Annotated in this window: 17 protein-coding genes; 7 read left to right on the top strand and 10 right to left on the bottom strand. The window is 46.6% G+C overall.

The genetic code is table 11. The annotated features are described in order from the left end of the window. Nucleotides 1–117: 117 nt before the first annotated feature. A complete protein-coding gene (locus tag AAAA73_RS08745) occupies nucleotides 118–741 on the top strand; it encodes a superoxide dismutase (protein WP_340597855.1) in 624 nt (207 codons plus the stop codon). Nucleotides 742–930: 189 nt separating this feature from the next. Then, the gene (locus AAAA73_RS08750) at nucleotides 931–1,338 is read left to right on the top strand and encodes a hypothetical protein (protein WP_340597856.1); all 408 of its coding nucleotides are present in this window, start codon (nucleotides 931–933) and stop codon (nucleotides 1,336–1,338) included. Between the two features lie 8 nt (nucleotides 1,339–1,346). Here AAAA73_RS08750 and AAAA73_RS08755 read toward each other — a convergent pair whose 3' ends face one another. The 3 genes from AAAA73_RS08755 to AAAA73_RS08765 form a co-directional block, all read right to left on the bottom strand. Next, nucleotides 1,347–1,922, bottom strand: a complete 576-nt coding sequence (locus AAAA73_RS08755) for a flavodoxin family protein (protein WP_340597857.1) — start codon at nucleotides 1,920–1,922, stop codon at nucleotides 1,347–1,349. 198 nt (nucleotides 1,923–2,120) lie between these two features. Then, nucleotides 2,121–2,639: a BON domain-containing protein gene (locus tag AAAA73_RS08760; RefSeq protein ID WP_340597858.1), complete on the bottom strand. Its 519-nt coding sequence runs from the start codon at nucleotides 2,637–2,639 to the stop codon at nucleotides 2,121–2,123. Nucleotides 2,640–2,729: 90 nt separating this feature from the next. Then, the gene (locus AAAA73_RS08765) at nucleotides 2,730–3,128 is read right to left on the bottom strand and encodes an HPF/RaiA family ribosome-associated protein (protein WP_340597860.1); all 399 of its coding nucleotides are present in this window, start codon (nucleotides 3,126–3,128) and stop codon (nucleotides 2,730–2,732) included. A 203-nt stretch (nucleotides 3,129–3,331) separates the two neighbouring features. Between AAAA73_RS08765 and AAAA73_RS08770 the strand changes: the two genes are divergently transcribed. The 3 genes from AAAA73_RS08770 (at nucleotide 3,332) to AAAA73_RS08780 (ending at nucleotide 5,842) form a co-directional block, all read left to right on the top strand. Continuing rightward, nucleotides 3,332–4,255: a LysR family transcriptional regulator gene (locus tag AAAA73_RS08770; RefSeq protein ID WP_340597862.1), complete on the top strand. Its 924-nt coding sequence runs from the start codon at nucleotides 3,332–3,334 to the stop codon at nucleotides 4,253–4,255. 75 nt (nucleotides 4,256–4,330) lie between these two features. Further along, the gene (locus AAAA73_RS08775; RefSeq protein ID WP_340597864.1) at nucleotides 4,331–5,167 is read left to right on the top strand and encodes a TIGR02147 family protein; all 837 of its coding nucleotides are present in this window, start codon (nucleotides 4,331–4,333) and stop codon (nucleotides 5,165–5,167) included. Nucleotides 5,168–5,386: 219 nt separating this feature from the next. Next, nucleotides 5,387–5,842, top strand: a complete 456-nt coding sequence (locus tag AAAA73_RS08780) for a hypothetical protein (RefSeq protein WP_340597867.1) — start codon at nucleotides 5,387–5,389, stop codon at nucleotides 5,840–5,842. Between the two features lie 85 nt (nucleotides 5,843–5,927). On the opposite strand, the gene AAAA73_RS08785 is transcribed toward AAAA73_RS08780, so the two are convergent. Beyond that, a complete protein-coding gene (locus tag AAAA73_RS08785) occupies nucleotides 5,928–7,166 on the bottom strand; it encodes a M20/M25/M40 family metallo-hydrolase (protein WP_340597869.1) in 1,239 nt (412 codons plus the stop codon). A gap of 109 nt (nucleotides 7,167–7,275) precedes the next feature. Between AAAA73_RS08785 and AAAA73_RS08790 the strand changes: the two genes are divergently transcribed. Continuing rightward, entirely contained in the window at nucleotides 7,276–8,844 is a 1,569-nt protein-coding gene (locus AAAA73_RS08790) for a B12-binding domain-containing radical SAM protein (protein WP_340597871.1), read from the top strand. Here the strand turns inward: AAAA73_RS08790 and AAAA73_RS08795 are convergent. Further along, nucleotides 8,795–9,304 carry a DUF1772 domain-containing protein gene (locus tag AAAA73_RS08795; RefSeq protein WP_340597872.1) on the bottom strand — a complete coding sequence of 170 codons (510 nt, stop codon included), beginning with the start codon at nucleotides 9,302–9,304 and terminating at the stop codon, nucleotides 8,795–8,797. The two genes, AAAA73_RS08790 and AAAA73_RS08795, sit on opposite strands and share 50 nt — an antisense overlap. Before the next feature lie 63 nt (nucleotides 9,305–9,367). Next, nucleotides 9,368–10,222, bottom strand: a complete 855-nt coding sequence (ubiG, locus tag AAAA73_RS08800; protein WP_340597875.1) for a bifunctional 2-polyprenyl-6-hydroxyphenol methylase/3-demethylubiquinol 3-O-methyltransferase UbiG — start codon at nucleotides 10,220–10,222, stop codon at nucleotides 9,368–9,370. A 46-nt stretch (nucleotides 10,223–10,268) separates the two neighbouring features. Here ubiG and AAAA73_RS08805 point away from each other — a divergent pair, with 46 nt between their 5' ends. Beyond that, on the top strand, nucleotides 10,269–10,640 hold the full coding sequence (locus tag AAAA73_RS08805) for a hypothetical protein (protein WP_340597877.1): 372 nt from the start codon (nucleotides 10,269–10,271) through the stop codon (nucleotides 10,638–10,640). Here the strand turns inward: AAAA73_RS08805 and AAAA73_RS08810 are convergent. From AAAA73_RS08810 to AAAA73_RS08825, 4 genes are read right to left on the bottom strand one after another with little or no spacing between them, the layout of a single operon-like run. After that, a complete protein-coding gene (locus tag AAAA73_RS08810; protein ID WP_340597879.1) occupies nucleotides 10,637–10,993 on the bottom strand; it encodes a DUF1304 domain-containing protein in 357 nt (118 codons plus the stop codon). The two genes, AAAA73_RS08805 and AAAA73_RS08810, sit on opposite strands and share 4 nt — an antisense overlap. A gap of 1 nt (nucleotide 10,994) precedes the next feature. Then, a complete protein-coding gene (locus tag AAAA73_RS08815; protein WP_340597880.1) occupies nucleotides 10,995–11,459 on the bottom strand; it encodes a CBS domain-containing protein in 465 nt (154 codons plus the stop codon). A gap of 26 nt (nucleotides 11,460–11,485) precedes the next feature. Further along, nucleotides 11,486–12,481, bottom strand: coding sequence for a tryptophan--tRNA ligase (trpS, locus tag AAAA73_RS08820; RefSeq protein WP_340597882.1), 996 nt, complete (start codon nucleotides 12,479–12,481; stop codon nucleotides 11,486–11,488). Between the two features lie 9 nt (nucleotides 12,482–12,490). Further along, entirely contained in the window at nucleotides 12,491–13,879 is a 1,389-nt protein-coding gene (locus AAAA73_RS08825) for an NAD(P)H-binding protein (protein ID WP_340597884.1), read from the bottom strand. Nucleotides 13,880–13,892 lie beyond the last annotated feature (13 nt).

Raw genomic sequence — 13,892 nt, forward strand, 5'->3', positions numbered from 1 at the left:
TTTTGGGGACTCCGTCTTATTGGGCGGGGTCCTGAAGCTCTCTAAATCGTAGACCTCTCCTCATTTTCAATATAGTTTCATTTAAGATTATCAACCTGGACTATTTAGGAGATGTAAATGTTCAAACTTCCAACACTTCCGTATGCAAAAACAGATTTGGCTCCTTTGTTCAACGAAGAACAAATGACATATCACTATGACAAACATCACAAAGCTTATATCGACAATTTGAATAAGGCGATGGAGACAGACTCTTCTTTGAAAGGTAAATCCCTTGAAGAGATCGTTCTTTCTTCTTCTGGTGGTAACTTCAATAACTCGGCTCAAGCTTGGAACCACACATTCTATTGGTTCAACATGGCTCCAGTAGGAAAAGGCGGCAAAGCCTCTGCTGATCTTGAGACTGCAATCAAACGTGATTTCGGCTCCATGGACGAACTAAAAGCTAAGTTCGTTGATGGTGGCATGAAAACTTTCGGTTCTGGCTGGATCTGGTTGTGCACAGATGCTTCAGGCAAACTAAGCCTGGTATCCACTTCCAACGCTGCAGTTCCGTTCACTAACAACGGCCCAGCTCCAATCATGGTTGCTGACGTTTGGGAGCACGCTTACTACGTTGATTACCGCAACCTTCGTTTGAAATATCTTGAGACTTTCTGGGCACAAGTTAACTGGGATTACGTATCTCAATGTTACGCTTCCAAAAAAGTTCAAGACCTAACGAAAGCAATGACTGCTTAAGAGGTAACAGTTCCCTTTTTGGAACTCACCGCAATTAAAAGGGAGCCCACTGGCTCCCTTTTTTTGTGTCTTCGCAAGCCCACATCTTCCAAAAGACAAGCCAGCAGTTACTTTCCTTTCATACAACAGTTCCGTACTTGTCGCTCCCCACAGCTGTTTCACAATAGAGACAACCTTAAGGAGGTTTCTATGAAAAACCTTTTAGCAGTATTTCTGGTTAGCACATTTTCGTGGGCATCTTTTGCAGCTCCCTCTCAAACATTTGCTCAGACACCGATTCAAGTTTCCGAAGACATCGTCATTGATTACGATTTTGGCGAAGTGGCCGTGGGCAGTGGCAGCTCGACGTCCTGGGAACTTTACGCTCCCGCAGACAAATCAATCTATATTAGCCAAATCACCATGAGTGGTGGTGACTATTGGGCAGATACAGATTGTCTGGGATTTTTGGAGGCGGGTTACTCATGCACTTTTACACTGTACTTCGTGCCATCCCAACAAGGTGAATCCAACGCCACAGTCAAAGTTTTAGCCAACGAAGATAGTGTCACAATGAATATTAAAGGAACCGGAATCCCCGGCGGCGAACCTCAGTAGCTACCGAGTTACTTAAACCATTTACGGCGAGGGTCTTTCTTGTCGACGGGCCAAGTGGTCCACTCAACTTTTAAGGCCATCGCTGTTTTTATATTTTCAAGAATAAGTTCGGCGTCTTCGATTTGCCAAAAATCTTTGGCGTGAGTCGTTTTTGTTTTCAAGGCAATGTCAGACACCAAAGAATAAACCATGCCACTCATTGGCGGGATCAAGAATCCCATCGTGCTTAAAACGCCCTGCAGGCGCGACAGCACGGACTTCCCACCCACTGAATGCATCAGCACCATCACTGCACAGGGCTTCCCCATAATGGCCGGAGTGGCTTCCATATCAGTCATTTCCTCAAGCAGCCTTTGCAGCGGACTCCCCCAAGAATCCCAATAGGTCCCGGTCACAAAAATGACCGAGTCACAATCCGCAATCTTCTTCTTAACCGAAAGCCAAAAGGCGCCAGCCGGTTTTTGCGCCAGATGAACAACCTCATAATCCAACGTCCGATCCAGTTTCCGAACTTTGGAAATGAATGCCGCGCAATTGCCTTTATCGCCAGATGGACTGCCATTAAGAATCAAAACTTTTTTCATACTCAAAAAGGTACGCCGTACCTTTGGGGATTGCATCGCAGAACCGCATCAGTTTCGCGGTGTGTATCAAAAAACCGGCAGGCGCCTTTTGGGAAAAAGGAAGGCGCCCTTGATTGGGGCGCCTTTTATTCATGGAGGGATATTTGGGAAAAGGACCGCATGATTTAACTATCTATCACCATCAATGATCCTCCTTTGTTAGGAAGGCCCAGGCCCATTCATCAGGTCCCGGTTTTCGTTTACAAAAGAAGGAGCTCGGCGGGGTGGTTCTATGATCAATATATTATTAACCACATCGGCCACTCCGGAGAGCTCCCATGCCGATCCGACTGCTAAAGCTTTTAATCGTGGTCTGAACACTTCGCCTTCAAGGGTTACGATTCCGTCCTCAACGAGGACCTCTATTCGTTCTCCCCCGATTTTTACGAAGTCCTCTAAAGACTGTTCGATCAACATCTTTAGCTCTTCATCGGAGCGATAATAGTCAGATGGAACCACAATGCGATCTTCAATCGACCACACTCCCTCAATATTGGAGACGAGTTCCAGGGCTGCCATTTTTTTAAATGAGGTGTCGCAACTGCCTGTGACAATCACGGCACACCCTCGCACGATCACATCGAAGTCCGCAGGACTCACTCTCTTATCCCATTTCAATCTTTCACAGATTTTTCGTCTGAGATCGGTATCAATTGGATTGATCTTTTGAGTACCCATGGGCCGACTCCTTTCTGATCGTTCGGTTAAACTAATTCAATTTCAATATTAACTAATTACTCATTCCCATCTCATCCAAGCTGGGGAAACCTACCCAGCCTGGTTTTCTGCCATCATCTCTGCTTCTTCCCAAGTAGGGAAATAGTTCAGCATAGGATCGTGTCTACGATGCATGGCTTTTTTCGAAGAACGGCGACGCAAAACAGATTTCAAAGAGTCTACTGTTTTCATCACTGCTTTTTTGAAACTCTCGTCAGATTTCGAGATTTTTATAATCCCCTTGCTGTGAGTCGGTTTCAAAATTACCTCGCAAGTATAACTAGGTTTGCGAGATTGTGTGCGATGTCGATCTGTCTCAATCCGCACAGTGAGGTGAGCAGCACTGTCGTATTTGAAGAAGTCCTGGATTGAAGCCTCCACTTTCTCAAGTAAGTAAGCTTCTAGGTTTTCAGTACGAGTGATGTCTCTGTAGTAGATGTCTGTTTGCATATCTACCTCCTTGTTCTTTCATTATCGTTGATGGCAAAGGATTATTTAAATATATAATTCAAATGACATACATAAGTTAAAGTTATAGGTTGAGTCTGGGCCCATAGGGAATCCCTAGTGCTATCGGGCAGTTGGGGGACCAGGGTCGTGGTCTGGGTGCCAAACTGGAGCCGATTTTTCACTCTCAAACCGGGTGGTATTTTATGTTTAATTTTAATCATTTATATTATTTCCACATCACAGCGAAAATTGGCGGTGTCTCAAATGCAGCAAAGTATCTGCGCATTTCCCAGCCCAGCCTGTCCTCGCAACTGAAAATTCTCGAGAGCAATTTAGACACAAAACTCTTCGAAAAAAAAGGTCGCGTCCTGCAACTCACACCCGACGGAGAGCGTGCTTACTCTTACACAAAGAAAATGTTCGACGTTGCCAAACAATTCGAGGACTCGCTGAAATCCCCAGGAGATAAAATGAGCGAACGCCTGCACGTGGGAATTTCCGAACAAGTGGAGCGTCCTTTTATCGCTGATATTCTTTCGCCCGTTATTCGCGACAATAAAGGCAAGACTGATAAAATCATCTCCATCACCTCTGCTCCTGACGAGGATATTCTGCAGCTCTTGCGTTCGCAGGAGGCCGATCTGATGCTGACCAATAAACCCATGTATGCCGAAGATGTGGTGGAGCTGGCTTCAATAGCAGCCCCTGTAAATCTGATGGTTTCCACTCAGCTTCTGAAGAACCTTAAGATGCGCGTTTCCAGAAACACCAGTGTTCAGGATTTTCTGACAGCTTTCCCCGGTGGCTTGGTAATTCCGACTTACAAAATGAAGCTTCGCCATGAGACAGATTTATTTGTTGAGGAAATCAAGGTTCGTAAAAAAATCTCTTTTGAATCCGACATCATGTCTGTCGTGGGTCGCGCCATCGTCGATGGTGCCGGCTGTGGTTTCCTGCCCGTGCCTTATGTATTGGAAGAAATCAAATTGGGTCTAATCACGGTCATCGGTCCGAAATCAGGTTTATGGAAGCATTCGTTGTACATGCTGGCCCATAAAGAAGACGAGTACGATGATCTTACAGAAGATATCGTGAAACGATTTAAGCAGCTGGATAAGTGGAGTTAACCAATAGTTTCTGAGAGCAGTTTTGCTCTCAAAATTATTCTTTACAGCGCTTCTAAGGTGCGCGGTAATTGTCGAATGACCAAGACTGCACCAAAGAAACCACTATTAAGAGACTACCTGAATATAGCTTTCTTTCTTCATGACCTTTATCAGTACCGCAAGGCAACTGAAGAACAGTTTTCTTACGAAACCTGGGCCCATGAACTTGGTTTTCAACATCGGTCATTTCTTCGTCAAGTGGTCATTGGTCGTCGCGCGCTGACGGACACAACAGCCAAACAAATTTGCGAGCGTCTTTTCTTTACTCAGGCCGAGCAAGAGCACTTTATGATTCTTACCCACTATTCCAGAGCGCGCAGTTCACGGGAACGGGAAGCTTTCGGAAAAAAGCTGATTCAGCTACTGGAACAAAACTACTATCAAAATGAAATCGAAGCCTCTGAGGAGTTTGTCAGCACTCCACTGATTCCCCGCCTGCAAGCCCTGCTTAGTTTGGGCGATGATGCAAAGACGGCGGAAGCACTGGCGCAGTTCTTAAATGCAGACTCATTACAAGTCGCAAAAGGACTGATGATTTTGACCAAACTGGGACTGGCAGAATCTACCCCTGATGGTCACAAAGCGACGGTCAGCAATTTCAAGGTCCCGAACAACCTTGGAAGCCAAGCACTTTTGGAATATCACAAACAAAGCCTGCAAGAGGCGATTGATGCACGCACCCTTCCCCATCATTTGCGCCGCTATAAAAGCATGATTCTGCCGATGTCCCAGGAGGAATTTGATTCATTCCTGAAGAACATGGATGGTTTCGTGAAAGAACAGCTGCATAAATTTGACACCCCAAAGACAACCGGTCGCCGTTTGTTTCAAGTGAACTTGAACCTGTTTTCAGTCAGCGAGGAACTCTCTTAGCTTGAGAGCAATTTTGCTCTCAAACCTGTAGTTTCAGACAAAAAATTTCATTTCGTTCATACCTTGTTCACGGAAATTTTGCCCAAAACTTAGCAAGTAATTGAATTTACTATTCAGCCCTCCTTGGCTTGGGTATTGCTTCCTTCACAGAGCAAACCCAAAACTCAAGGCCTTCCCCGCTTCGGCGTGCTCTGCGAGTTAACTATACAGAGGTAGAAAATGAAAAAGGTGATCGTAACTCTATTGGTGTCCCTAATGTCGGTTGCAGCATCAGCGACTGGCGGCCAAATCGGTTCAGGCAATGTGGGCTTGAAAATTGGCGACTTCGCTAACTCATATATCGTAGCTCGCCTGGCGATTGAAGGGCCTTACTATGTTGCCCAATTTGAAGTAAACGGTAATGGCGACACCGTCATCTTCCGCGATGCAAATATGGATGCGGCTAGAGATAATCAGGACTGCGTCGGTAAAAATATCAATCTGAAGAACAATATTTTACAAGTTAGCGTAAATTGCAAAAGCCTGGGCAATGCTCCGCTGAGCTTTGAAATCGACGTCAAAGGCTTAACCAAAGCAGACCTTGAAAAAGGCGCGAAGGTTAACGTTCGCAGCGATGCCACCGGCGGCGAATGGTTCCCTTTTGATATCGTTAAAAGAAATAAGTCGTTCTTTTAGTCTGAACAAATAAAAAAAGCCTCGGTCTCCCGAGGCTTTTTCGCTTAGCAATAAGATGTAGGACCTGGCACCTAGTACGTGGCACCTAGTATGGTTGGCGAGATGTTGAGTTCGCTAGATCCATCGCAAACACCACTGCAAGTTTTGAGTAGACTGCTGAGTGCTTGAAGTTTGTTTTGTCGTTGATCACGTCTTTCACTGTGTGAATGAACGGATTGTCGTTACGCATAGTTGCTTCGAACGGCATCAATGCCGGGAAACCCTGACGGTGCCATGAAGCGTGGTCACTACAGCCGTAACCACATTGATCGTCAACGATACGAACGTGCAAGTAAGTCTCATTCACGGCACGAAGGTAGTCATGCAACCAGCGGCTGGTGAAGTCAGTCATGTTACCCATCACCAACTCCCCTGCGCCCGGATAAGAAGTCATGTCCAATTGAAGAACGGCAACCACATCGCGCTTTTCAGCTTTATAGGCTTTTGCGATTTCCGCAGAACCCAAAAGACCGGACTCTTCACCTGCATACCACATGAACTCGATCGTGCGGTCAGGCTGAGCTTTTTTGCTGATGATACGCAAAGTTTCTAGAAGGTTCGCGGATCCAGAAGCATTGTCGTCAGCACCCGGCGCATTCCCGCCGCTGCCGCCACCCCAGCCACCTTGAACGATAGAATCCAAGTGGCCGCCCAAAACGATGATTTCATTTGGACGAGTTTTACCCGTCAAACGCACACGCACTGTCTTTTGCGGAGTCGTGTTGTGATCAATCAAAGAAATTTCGTAAGGAATGTCAGATCCAGCCAACAAAGTTTCCAAACGTCTTTTCATGTCATCAACATGCAGGTTCGGAGTTTTGCCACGGTTGTATCGAGTTGGATAAGACGACAACCAAGTCACCCACTCACGCAGGTTTTGTTCACTAACTTCACCTACCGCGGATTCAATTTCCGCATTTTTTTCCATGGAAAGCGCTGCAAACGGGGCTCTTTGGTAGAAGTCGTTTTTAGCCTGAATTTGCGCCAAAGAACTTAGCATTGAAGGGATATTCAAAGAATGAAACGCCGGCTCCGTAGTCAAATCTTCAAACCCGCCACATTTGCCCACTTTATGGGCTCTTTCTTGGATTTTTAGTTGCATTTCCGGAGTGATAACCGCATATCCGACACCAACAGATTCTTCTTTTTCAATAACCGGGATGTCCAAGGCTTTTAGGTCCGAAAGATCAGCCAATACAGGTTTTGTGTTGAAGTTTTCAAGGATCGCCTGGTGAGCAGACGCCTGCGCCGCGAAAAGTAAGATAGCCATCATGGCTGTTTTCATGGATTCATTCCTTTGAATTAAGATTACCTGTTTTAAATGTTAGCTAATTGTCCGCAGAGGGCAAAGTTAAATCTTGAGTTGTACGAACGGTGACACTGGTGAGAGCGCGATGAAAAATGACATTCTTTTGGTAACTTTGAATTCTACATACCAACATTCCTCGTTTGGATTGCGTTACCTGTATGCAAATTTGAAGGAGCTTCAAGCCCACGCATCGATCATGGAGTTCACCACCGCGAAGGATCCACGCGATATTGCCGAGCAACTTTTAAAGTTAAACCCCAAAATCATCGGACTTGGCGTATATATCTGGAATGCCAACGAAAGTTACGAACTGGTGAGTCTGATTAAACGAATCAGCCCCCAGACAATCGTGGTCCTTGGCGGCCCGGAAGTGACCCACGAAAGTGAGACTCAACCGATCTGTCAAACAGCGGATTTCACGTTCAAGGGCGAAGCTGATTTCATGTTCTATGACTTCTGCCACAAGTACCTGGCAACGGGGCAATTGCCCGAACAGAAATTTATTAAAGACATTCTGCCTGAAATAAAAAATATCGCATCGCCCTATGAATTCTACTCCGACGAAGACATCAAGAACCGCGTTTTATACGTGGAGGTTTCTCGCGGTTGCCCGTATCGCTGTGAATACTGTCTTTCTTCACTGGATAAATCCGTACGTAACTTTGACATTACTCAGTTCCTGGCTGACATGCAGATCCTTTTGGATCGTGGCGCACGACAATTCAAATTCATCGATCGCACTTTCAATTTAAGCCCCACCATCTGCACTCAGATTTTGAATTTCTTTTTGGAACGCATCGAGCTGGGCTTGTTTCTGCATTTTGAAATGGTGCCGGATCGTCTGCCTAACGAGATTCGCGAATTGATTAAAAAATTCCCGCATGGGTCACTGCAATTTGAAATCGGCATCCAAACCTGGAACACCGATGTCGCAAAACTTGTCAGCCGCAGAAATGATCTGGAAAAAGTGAAAGAGAATTTCAAATTCCTGGCTGATGAAACCGGCATTCACTCCCATGCGGATTTGATCGTGGGTCTGCCAGGTGAGGATATTTACAGCTTTGCCAAGGGCTTTGATATTCTTGCAGGACTTCGCCCCGACGAAATCCAGGTCGGCATTTTAAAACGCCTGAAAGGCGCACCGATTTCCCGCCACGATAAAGAGTGGGAAATGGTTTATTCGGAACATCCGCCATTTCAAATCCTGCGCACCAAGATGATGGATTTCGAAACCCTGCAAAAGATGAATCGCTTTGCAAAGTACTGGGACTTGTTTGCGAACAGCGGTAACTTTAAAAACTTTGTGGCTGCCCTAAAAAGCAGATCAGAAGTGTCTGCCCAACAGTCCTTCTTCTGGGAGTATTTCGCATTCACTGAATATATGTCCGCCCGCCATGCTCAATCATTTGGTATTTCATTAATCAATCTGGTTGAGTCCGCGTTGATTTATCTGACCGAACACCTGCACTGGCCGCACGAAGAAGCCCGTCAGTTGCTGATCTCGGATTACATGGCTCCGGGCACTCGTGAACTACCGAAGGTGTTAAAGGTTTATCCGGAACCGAAGAACAAAGGACTTCCGCCGGAAGCCCGTGTGAATCTGCCTAAACGGCAACAGCGACATCTTTCAAAATCGGAGACTCAGTCCTCCTAATGAGGGCTGAGAGGATCAAGAACGAGAATCCTGCGGTCAAAACCGCGCAACGCCAATACATCAGATTCAGCCACTGGGAGCGAATCGCCTCCCAGTCGTCAGGTGGCCCCTGGAAGCCCCAAATACGAATCAGCTGATTCAAAGGCACAAAGCCAGTCCACGTGATCACCAGGTCATTGACCACACAAAGCAACGTAAACAGCACGAAGAAAAACTCAAGGTGCTTCCACTGCTTGCGAAGCATTAACAAATGAGTAATCAATTTAAATAATACAACCGCGCACAACAAAGGCGTCCACGATAAGAAGGACCTCTGCATCGACTCATGGAAGGCGATATAGGAGGTTGCCGACAACTTCTCCATGACCGACCCCATCCCCATGACGAAGGCGAATGCATTCCCCGCAAGCGCTCCGATCAGGAACAAGCTTGTGTACTTCAAAAAATGATTAATTTTCATTCGCCCTTTATAAGGCCCCTGAATAAAAAAACACGTTTCAAATTATCCACATAACGTTAGTGGTCAGTGCTCTCGGAATTTTTTGGCGTATCCGGTGTAGGAAATAATCTTTCTTTTGCTCCATACAAATCGAAAATCTGGATGAAACTCCCGCGAGCGAAGAAGACGCCAGAACCCGGGTTGAAGGAAGGCCGGTCGCATGCCCCGAACCCTTTGCATTTCCAAATCACATTGCTCGCACCAGAACTCGATTTCTTCGGGTTTTCGAAATAATTTGTAATCAAAAAAGGCCGACCCTTGGTTTCTAGCCAGCCAGCGAATCACCCGGTTAATCCAAAAGTAGGATGCAGCGTTCTTGTTGATGGTTCGATAAAAAAGCAAGCCACCGGGCCGCAACACCCGGCTCATTTCTGAAATGATCAACTCGGGGTCGGAGACATGCTCAAACAAGTCCAGGGCCACCACCACATCAAAACTTTCTTTCGGAAAAGGCATGCGATACGCATCCCCTTCCACATACTTAACCCGCCCGGATTTATCCATCAGCTCAGCCACACGAAGACTGGTTCTTGAAATATCCAGCCCCGTGACCTCGTAACCCGCCTCTACTGCCGTATTTGAAAAAAAGCCGGCACCACTGCCGACATCCAGAATTTCTGCGTGATAGCCGATGTATTTGCGAATTTCTGAAAGAATCCACTTCATTTGAAACGAAGTTTCCAGACGTAAAAGCGCCATGGGACCTTCATTCGAGGAATACCACTGTCGAGCCAACTCCTGATAGAATTCGCCCTTGGCGAGGTCCGCCTGACCGACTTTGTAAAACTCGAAATCTTCCTCCACCAACACTCCTCGTTTCAAACTAACAAGGAGAGCGGCGATCCGACGAATCCTGCGAAGTCCAGTGACAATAATCAACTGAAGACCTCGACAACAGGGCAAAGGACCGGATACACTTTTCTCAATGGAAATAATTGAAACTGCCTGTCGAGTTGTGTTCGGTTTACAGATGGTCTTCTGGGGTCTCAACGGCTTCTTTAATTGGCTGAAAATTCCGCCATCCCCGCCTGTTATCGAAAGATTTGTGGGCGCGTGCTACGAAACACGATTCATTATGCCCACAACTAAAATCGCAGAGATCCTATTGGGCCTGTTGATGATTGTTGGTTTTGCAGTGCCACTGACGATTTTGCTGATTGCACCCATCGTGTTTGTGATCACATTCCTGCATCTGCTTCACAATCCAAAGCCTTGGGGCGTGGTGATACCAATCACTCTGCCCTTCGCCATCGTCGTCGGATTTCATCTGCCGGCTATATTCGCTCGTTATTTTTAAAGCATGGCTATGACTGCCAGAATAGCCGGCAACGCCTGCACAAAGAAAATGCGGCGATTCACGCTATAAGCTCCGTAGAATCCGGCGATGATCACACAGATAAGGAAGAACATTTTAATCTGATAAGCAAAGGCTTCATCCTGATGGAACAAGCCCCACAGCAGGCCCGCGCCCAAGAATCCGTTGTACAATCCCTGGTTCGCAGCCAGAACAGCCGTGTCCTGGGCTTTTTCAAATGTGTTTCTGAAAACTCTAAGTCCTACCGGGCGCTTCCACAGGTACATTTCGATGTACATGATGATGAAGTGTTCAATCGCAACAATCGCAACCAATGTCAGGCCCAGTATCTTCATTTTAAATCCCTGTTTGTGCAATCTTGTAAGCTATTTCGTCCAGACTTTCGATATCAAACAAAGTGGAAAGAGGACGTTTGTGGCTGTCCTTACGCAGAGCCTGCCCCAGGACCTGAATCAGATCCTCAGTAGTGACGATCCCCACCAGTTCCTCGTCGTCATTCACCACCAGGACAGAACCTATTTTTTTCTCCACCATGGTATCAACAGCATCCATCAGTGAGGCGCTTTGATTCATAGTCTGGACCGGTTGGCTCATAAAGTCCTCGACCGGATACATTTTGCTATCTTTAAAAAAAGACAAATCACTATTTGAAAGGATACCAACAATTCTTTGTTCCTGATCAACAACAGGAAGATGGCGAATACCATGCTCCTTCATCAGTGACTGGGCCGCAGCTAAAGAACTGCCGACCGCAATCATAATCACATTGTTGGTCATCACATCACGAGCAAGCTTTGCCATAAGTACTCCTTTGACGGTCTCAGTACTTAGTAGACAATACCCATCGCCTTTTTGACATCAGAAAGAGTCTTAGCTGCCACATTGCGGGCTGCTTCTGTGCCATTTCGCAAAACTTCCTGAACATAACCCATGTCCTTGGAATACTCTTCACGACGCTGGCGCATAGGAGCCAGCTTTGCCTCCAAGATCTCCAGGATACGTTTTTTTAGAACGCCATCACCCAAACCACCGCGGCGATAGTGTTCTTTCAATGCTTCCACTTCCGCTTTGTTCGTATCGAACACATCCAGGAATGTGAATGGCACGTGTCCTTCAACTGTACCTGGATCTTCCACTTTCAAGTGATTTGGATCCGTGTACATTGCATTTACTTTTTTCTTAAGTTCATTCGGAGTATCGCCCAAGTAGATCGCGTTCCCCAAAGACTTGGACATTTTCGTTTTACCATCGATACCAGTCAGGCGCCCCGTTGTGCCAACCATAGCTTTTGTATCGTGGAAAACTTCTTTTTTATAAAGATGATTAAATCTGCGAGCAATCTCGTTCGTTTGCTCGATCATTGGTTGTTGGTCTTCACCCACAGGAACCAAGTCTGCTTTAAATGCCAAAATGTCTGCCGCTTGGCTGACAGGATATGTAAAGAAACCCGCCGGAATGGAGTCCTTCATGTTTTTCTGACGAATCTCATCCTTCAGCGTTGGGTTTCTTTCCAAGCGCGCCACTGTCACCAGATTCATGAAGTAAAAAGTCAGCTCAAACAATTCCGGAACTTGAGATTGAATAAAGATCGTACTTTGTTTCGGATCAATACCCACCGCCAAATAATCCAAAGCCACTTGCTCGACGTTTTTACGAACGTGTTCTGGATTTTCATAATAATCAGTCAATGCCTGCGCATCTGCGATAAGTACGTACTGATTATACTCTTCCTGCAATTTCACGCGATTTTGCAAAGAGCCAACATAGTGTCCAAGATGTAAAGGGCCGGTCGGGCGATCGCCCGTCAAAATGATCTTTTTCATTCCAACAATTTACCCTAACTTGCGCCGCGGCTCAAGCGGACGTGCAAGATGTCGTGCAAATTGCTTCATCACCCAAAGATGCACATAGGCCTGCGTCACTTTATAGAAGTACCAGGGCAATCGCGGCCTGAAGTCATGTATTGCCGCCAGGCACGCTGTGCCCCCCAAAACTTCGCGAAACTCGAGGCGGCCTCGGCCACTTTTCTTGGAAAACAAGCCTCCCCGCACATAGAAAAGTTCCCGATGCCCCCAACTGCGCTCTGGTGAGTATTCCAAAACCAGCAAACGGAAGTAGGGAAATGCATTGCAGAAGTAAATCCAGCGGTCCTTAACTTCCACTTTCATAAATCCCGGCTGCATCACCGGCAGAAACTTCATGTACTCCTCGGCCACATCCTTGGCGGTCCAACCCTCTGGGAGCGGCATGCGCTGCACAGATCGAACCTCATGTTTCGGACTTTGCGGAGCTTTAAAGGCATGGGGCTTTTGGTCCTCGCGGTAATTACCAATTGCCGAGCGCAGAGCCTCATCAACTCCCATGAATTTGTGATCAGGAATATTTAGTTGATGATCCGGGCGGACCATCAATGGATTGCGCAAGCTTTCGATCAGGGGATTGATCAAATCTTTGGGTGCCCTTGTTACCAAACGCACCCACAACGCTGACAGATACGGCGTCAGAAACGGCACCTGAATTAAGTGCCTGCGCTTCCCGAGCAGTTCCGCGACCCTTAACATCATATCGCGGTAACTTAAAATATCGGGCCCACCAAGATCATAAATCTTGTTATCCGTTTCAGGGGTATCAATACAATAGCGAATGCTTTTTAAGACGTCCTCGACCGCCACCGGCTGACTGGGCGTCGAAGTCCATGTTGGACAAAGCATCACCGGCAAACGCTGCACCAAGCGGGTCATAATCTGAAAGGACGAACCACCGGCTCCCAAAATCAAAGCCGCCCGCAGAATTGTCGTGGGAATGCTGCCTTTCAAAAAAACATTTTCCACTTCCTGCCGACTTTGCAGATGTTTGGAAAGCTGTTTTTGATTCTGCGGTATTAAGCCGCCGACATAGATGATTTTTCTTACTTTGTTCTTTTCAGCGGCTCTTAGAAAGTTATCCGCGACGATCAGGTCAAAATCCTCGAAGGATCCCTGGGAAAGATGGGCTGAGGGTCGCATGGAGTGAACCAGATAAATGGCGACATCCGCTCCGGCCAAAGCCTTTTCAGCATCCAGCAAACTGAACAAATCACAATTGCGCCATTCGCAGCTGGAGTGCTCTTCGGAATGTGTATAGTGTGAGCGACTTAAGCCCACAATCGAATAAGCACCCTTAAGTTCTGCAATCAGGGCCTTGCCAATAAATCCACTGGCTCCGGCTATCGCAATCTTCACAACGCCTCCGGGC

This window comes from Bdellovibrio sp. GT3, from assembly GCF_037996765.1.
Classification (GTDB): domain Bacteria; phylum Bdellovibrionota; class Bdellovibrionia; order Bdellovibrionales; family Bdellovibrionaceae; genus Bdellovibrio.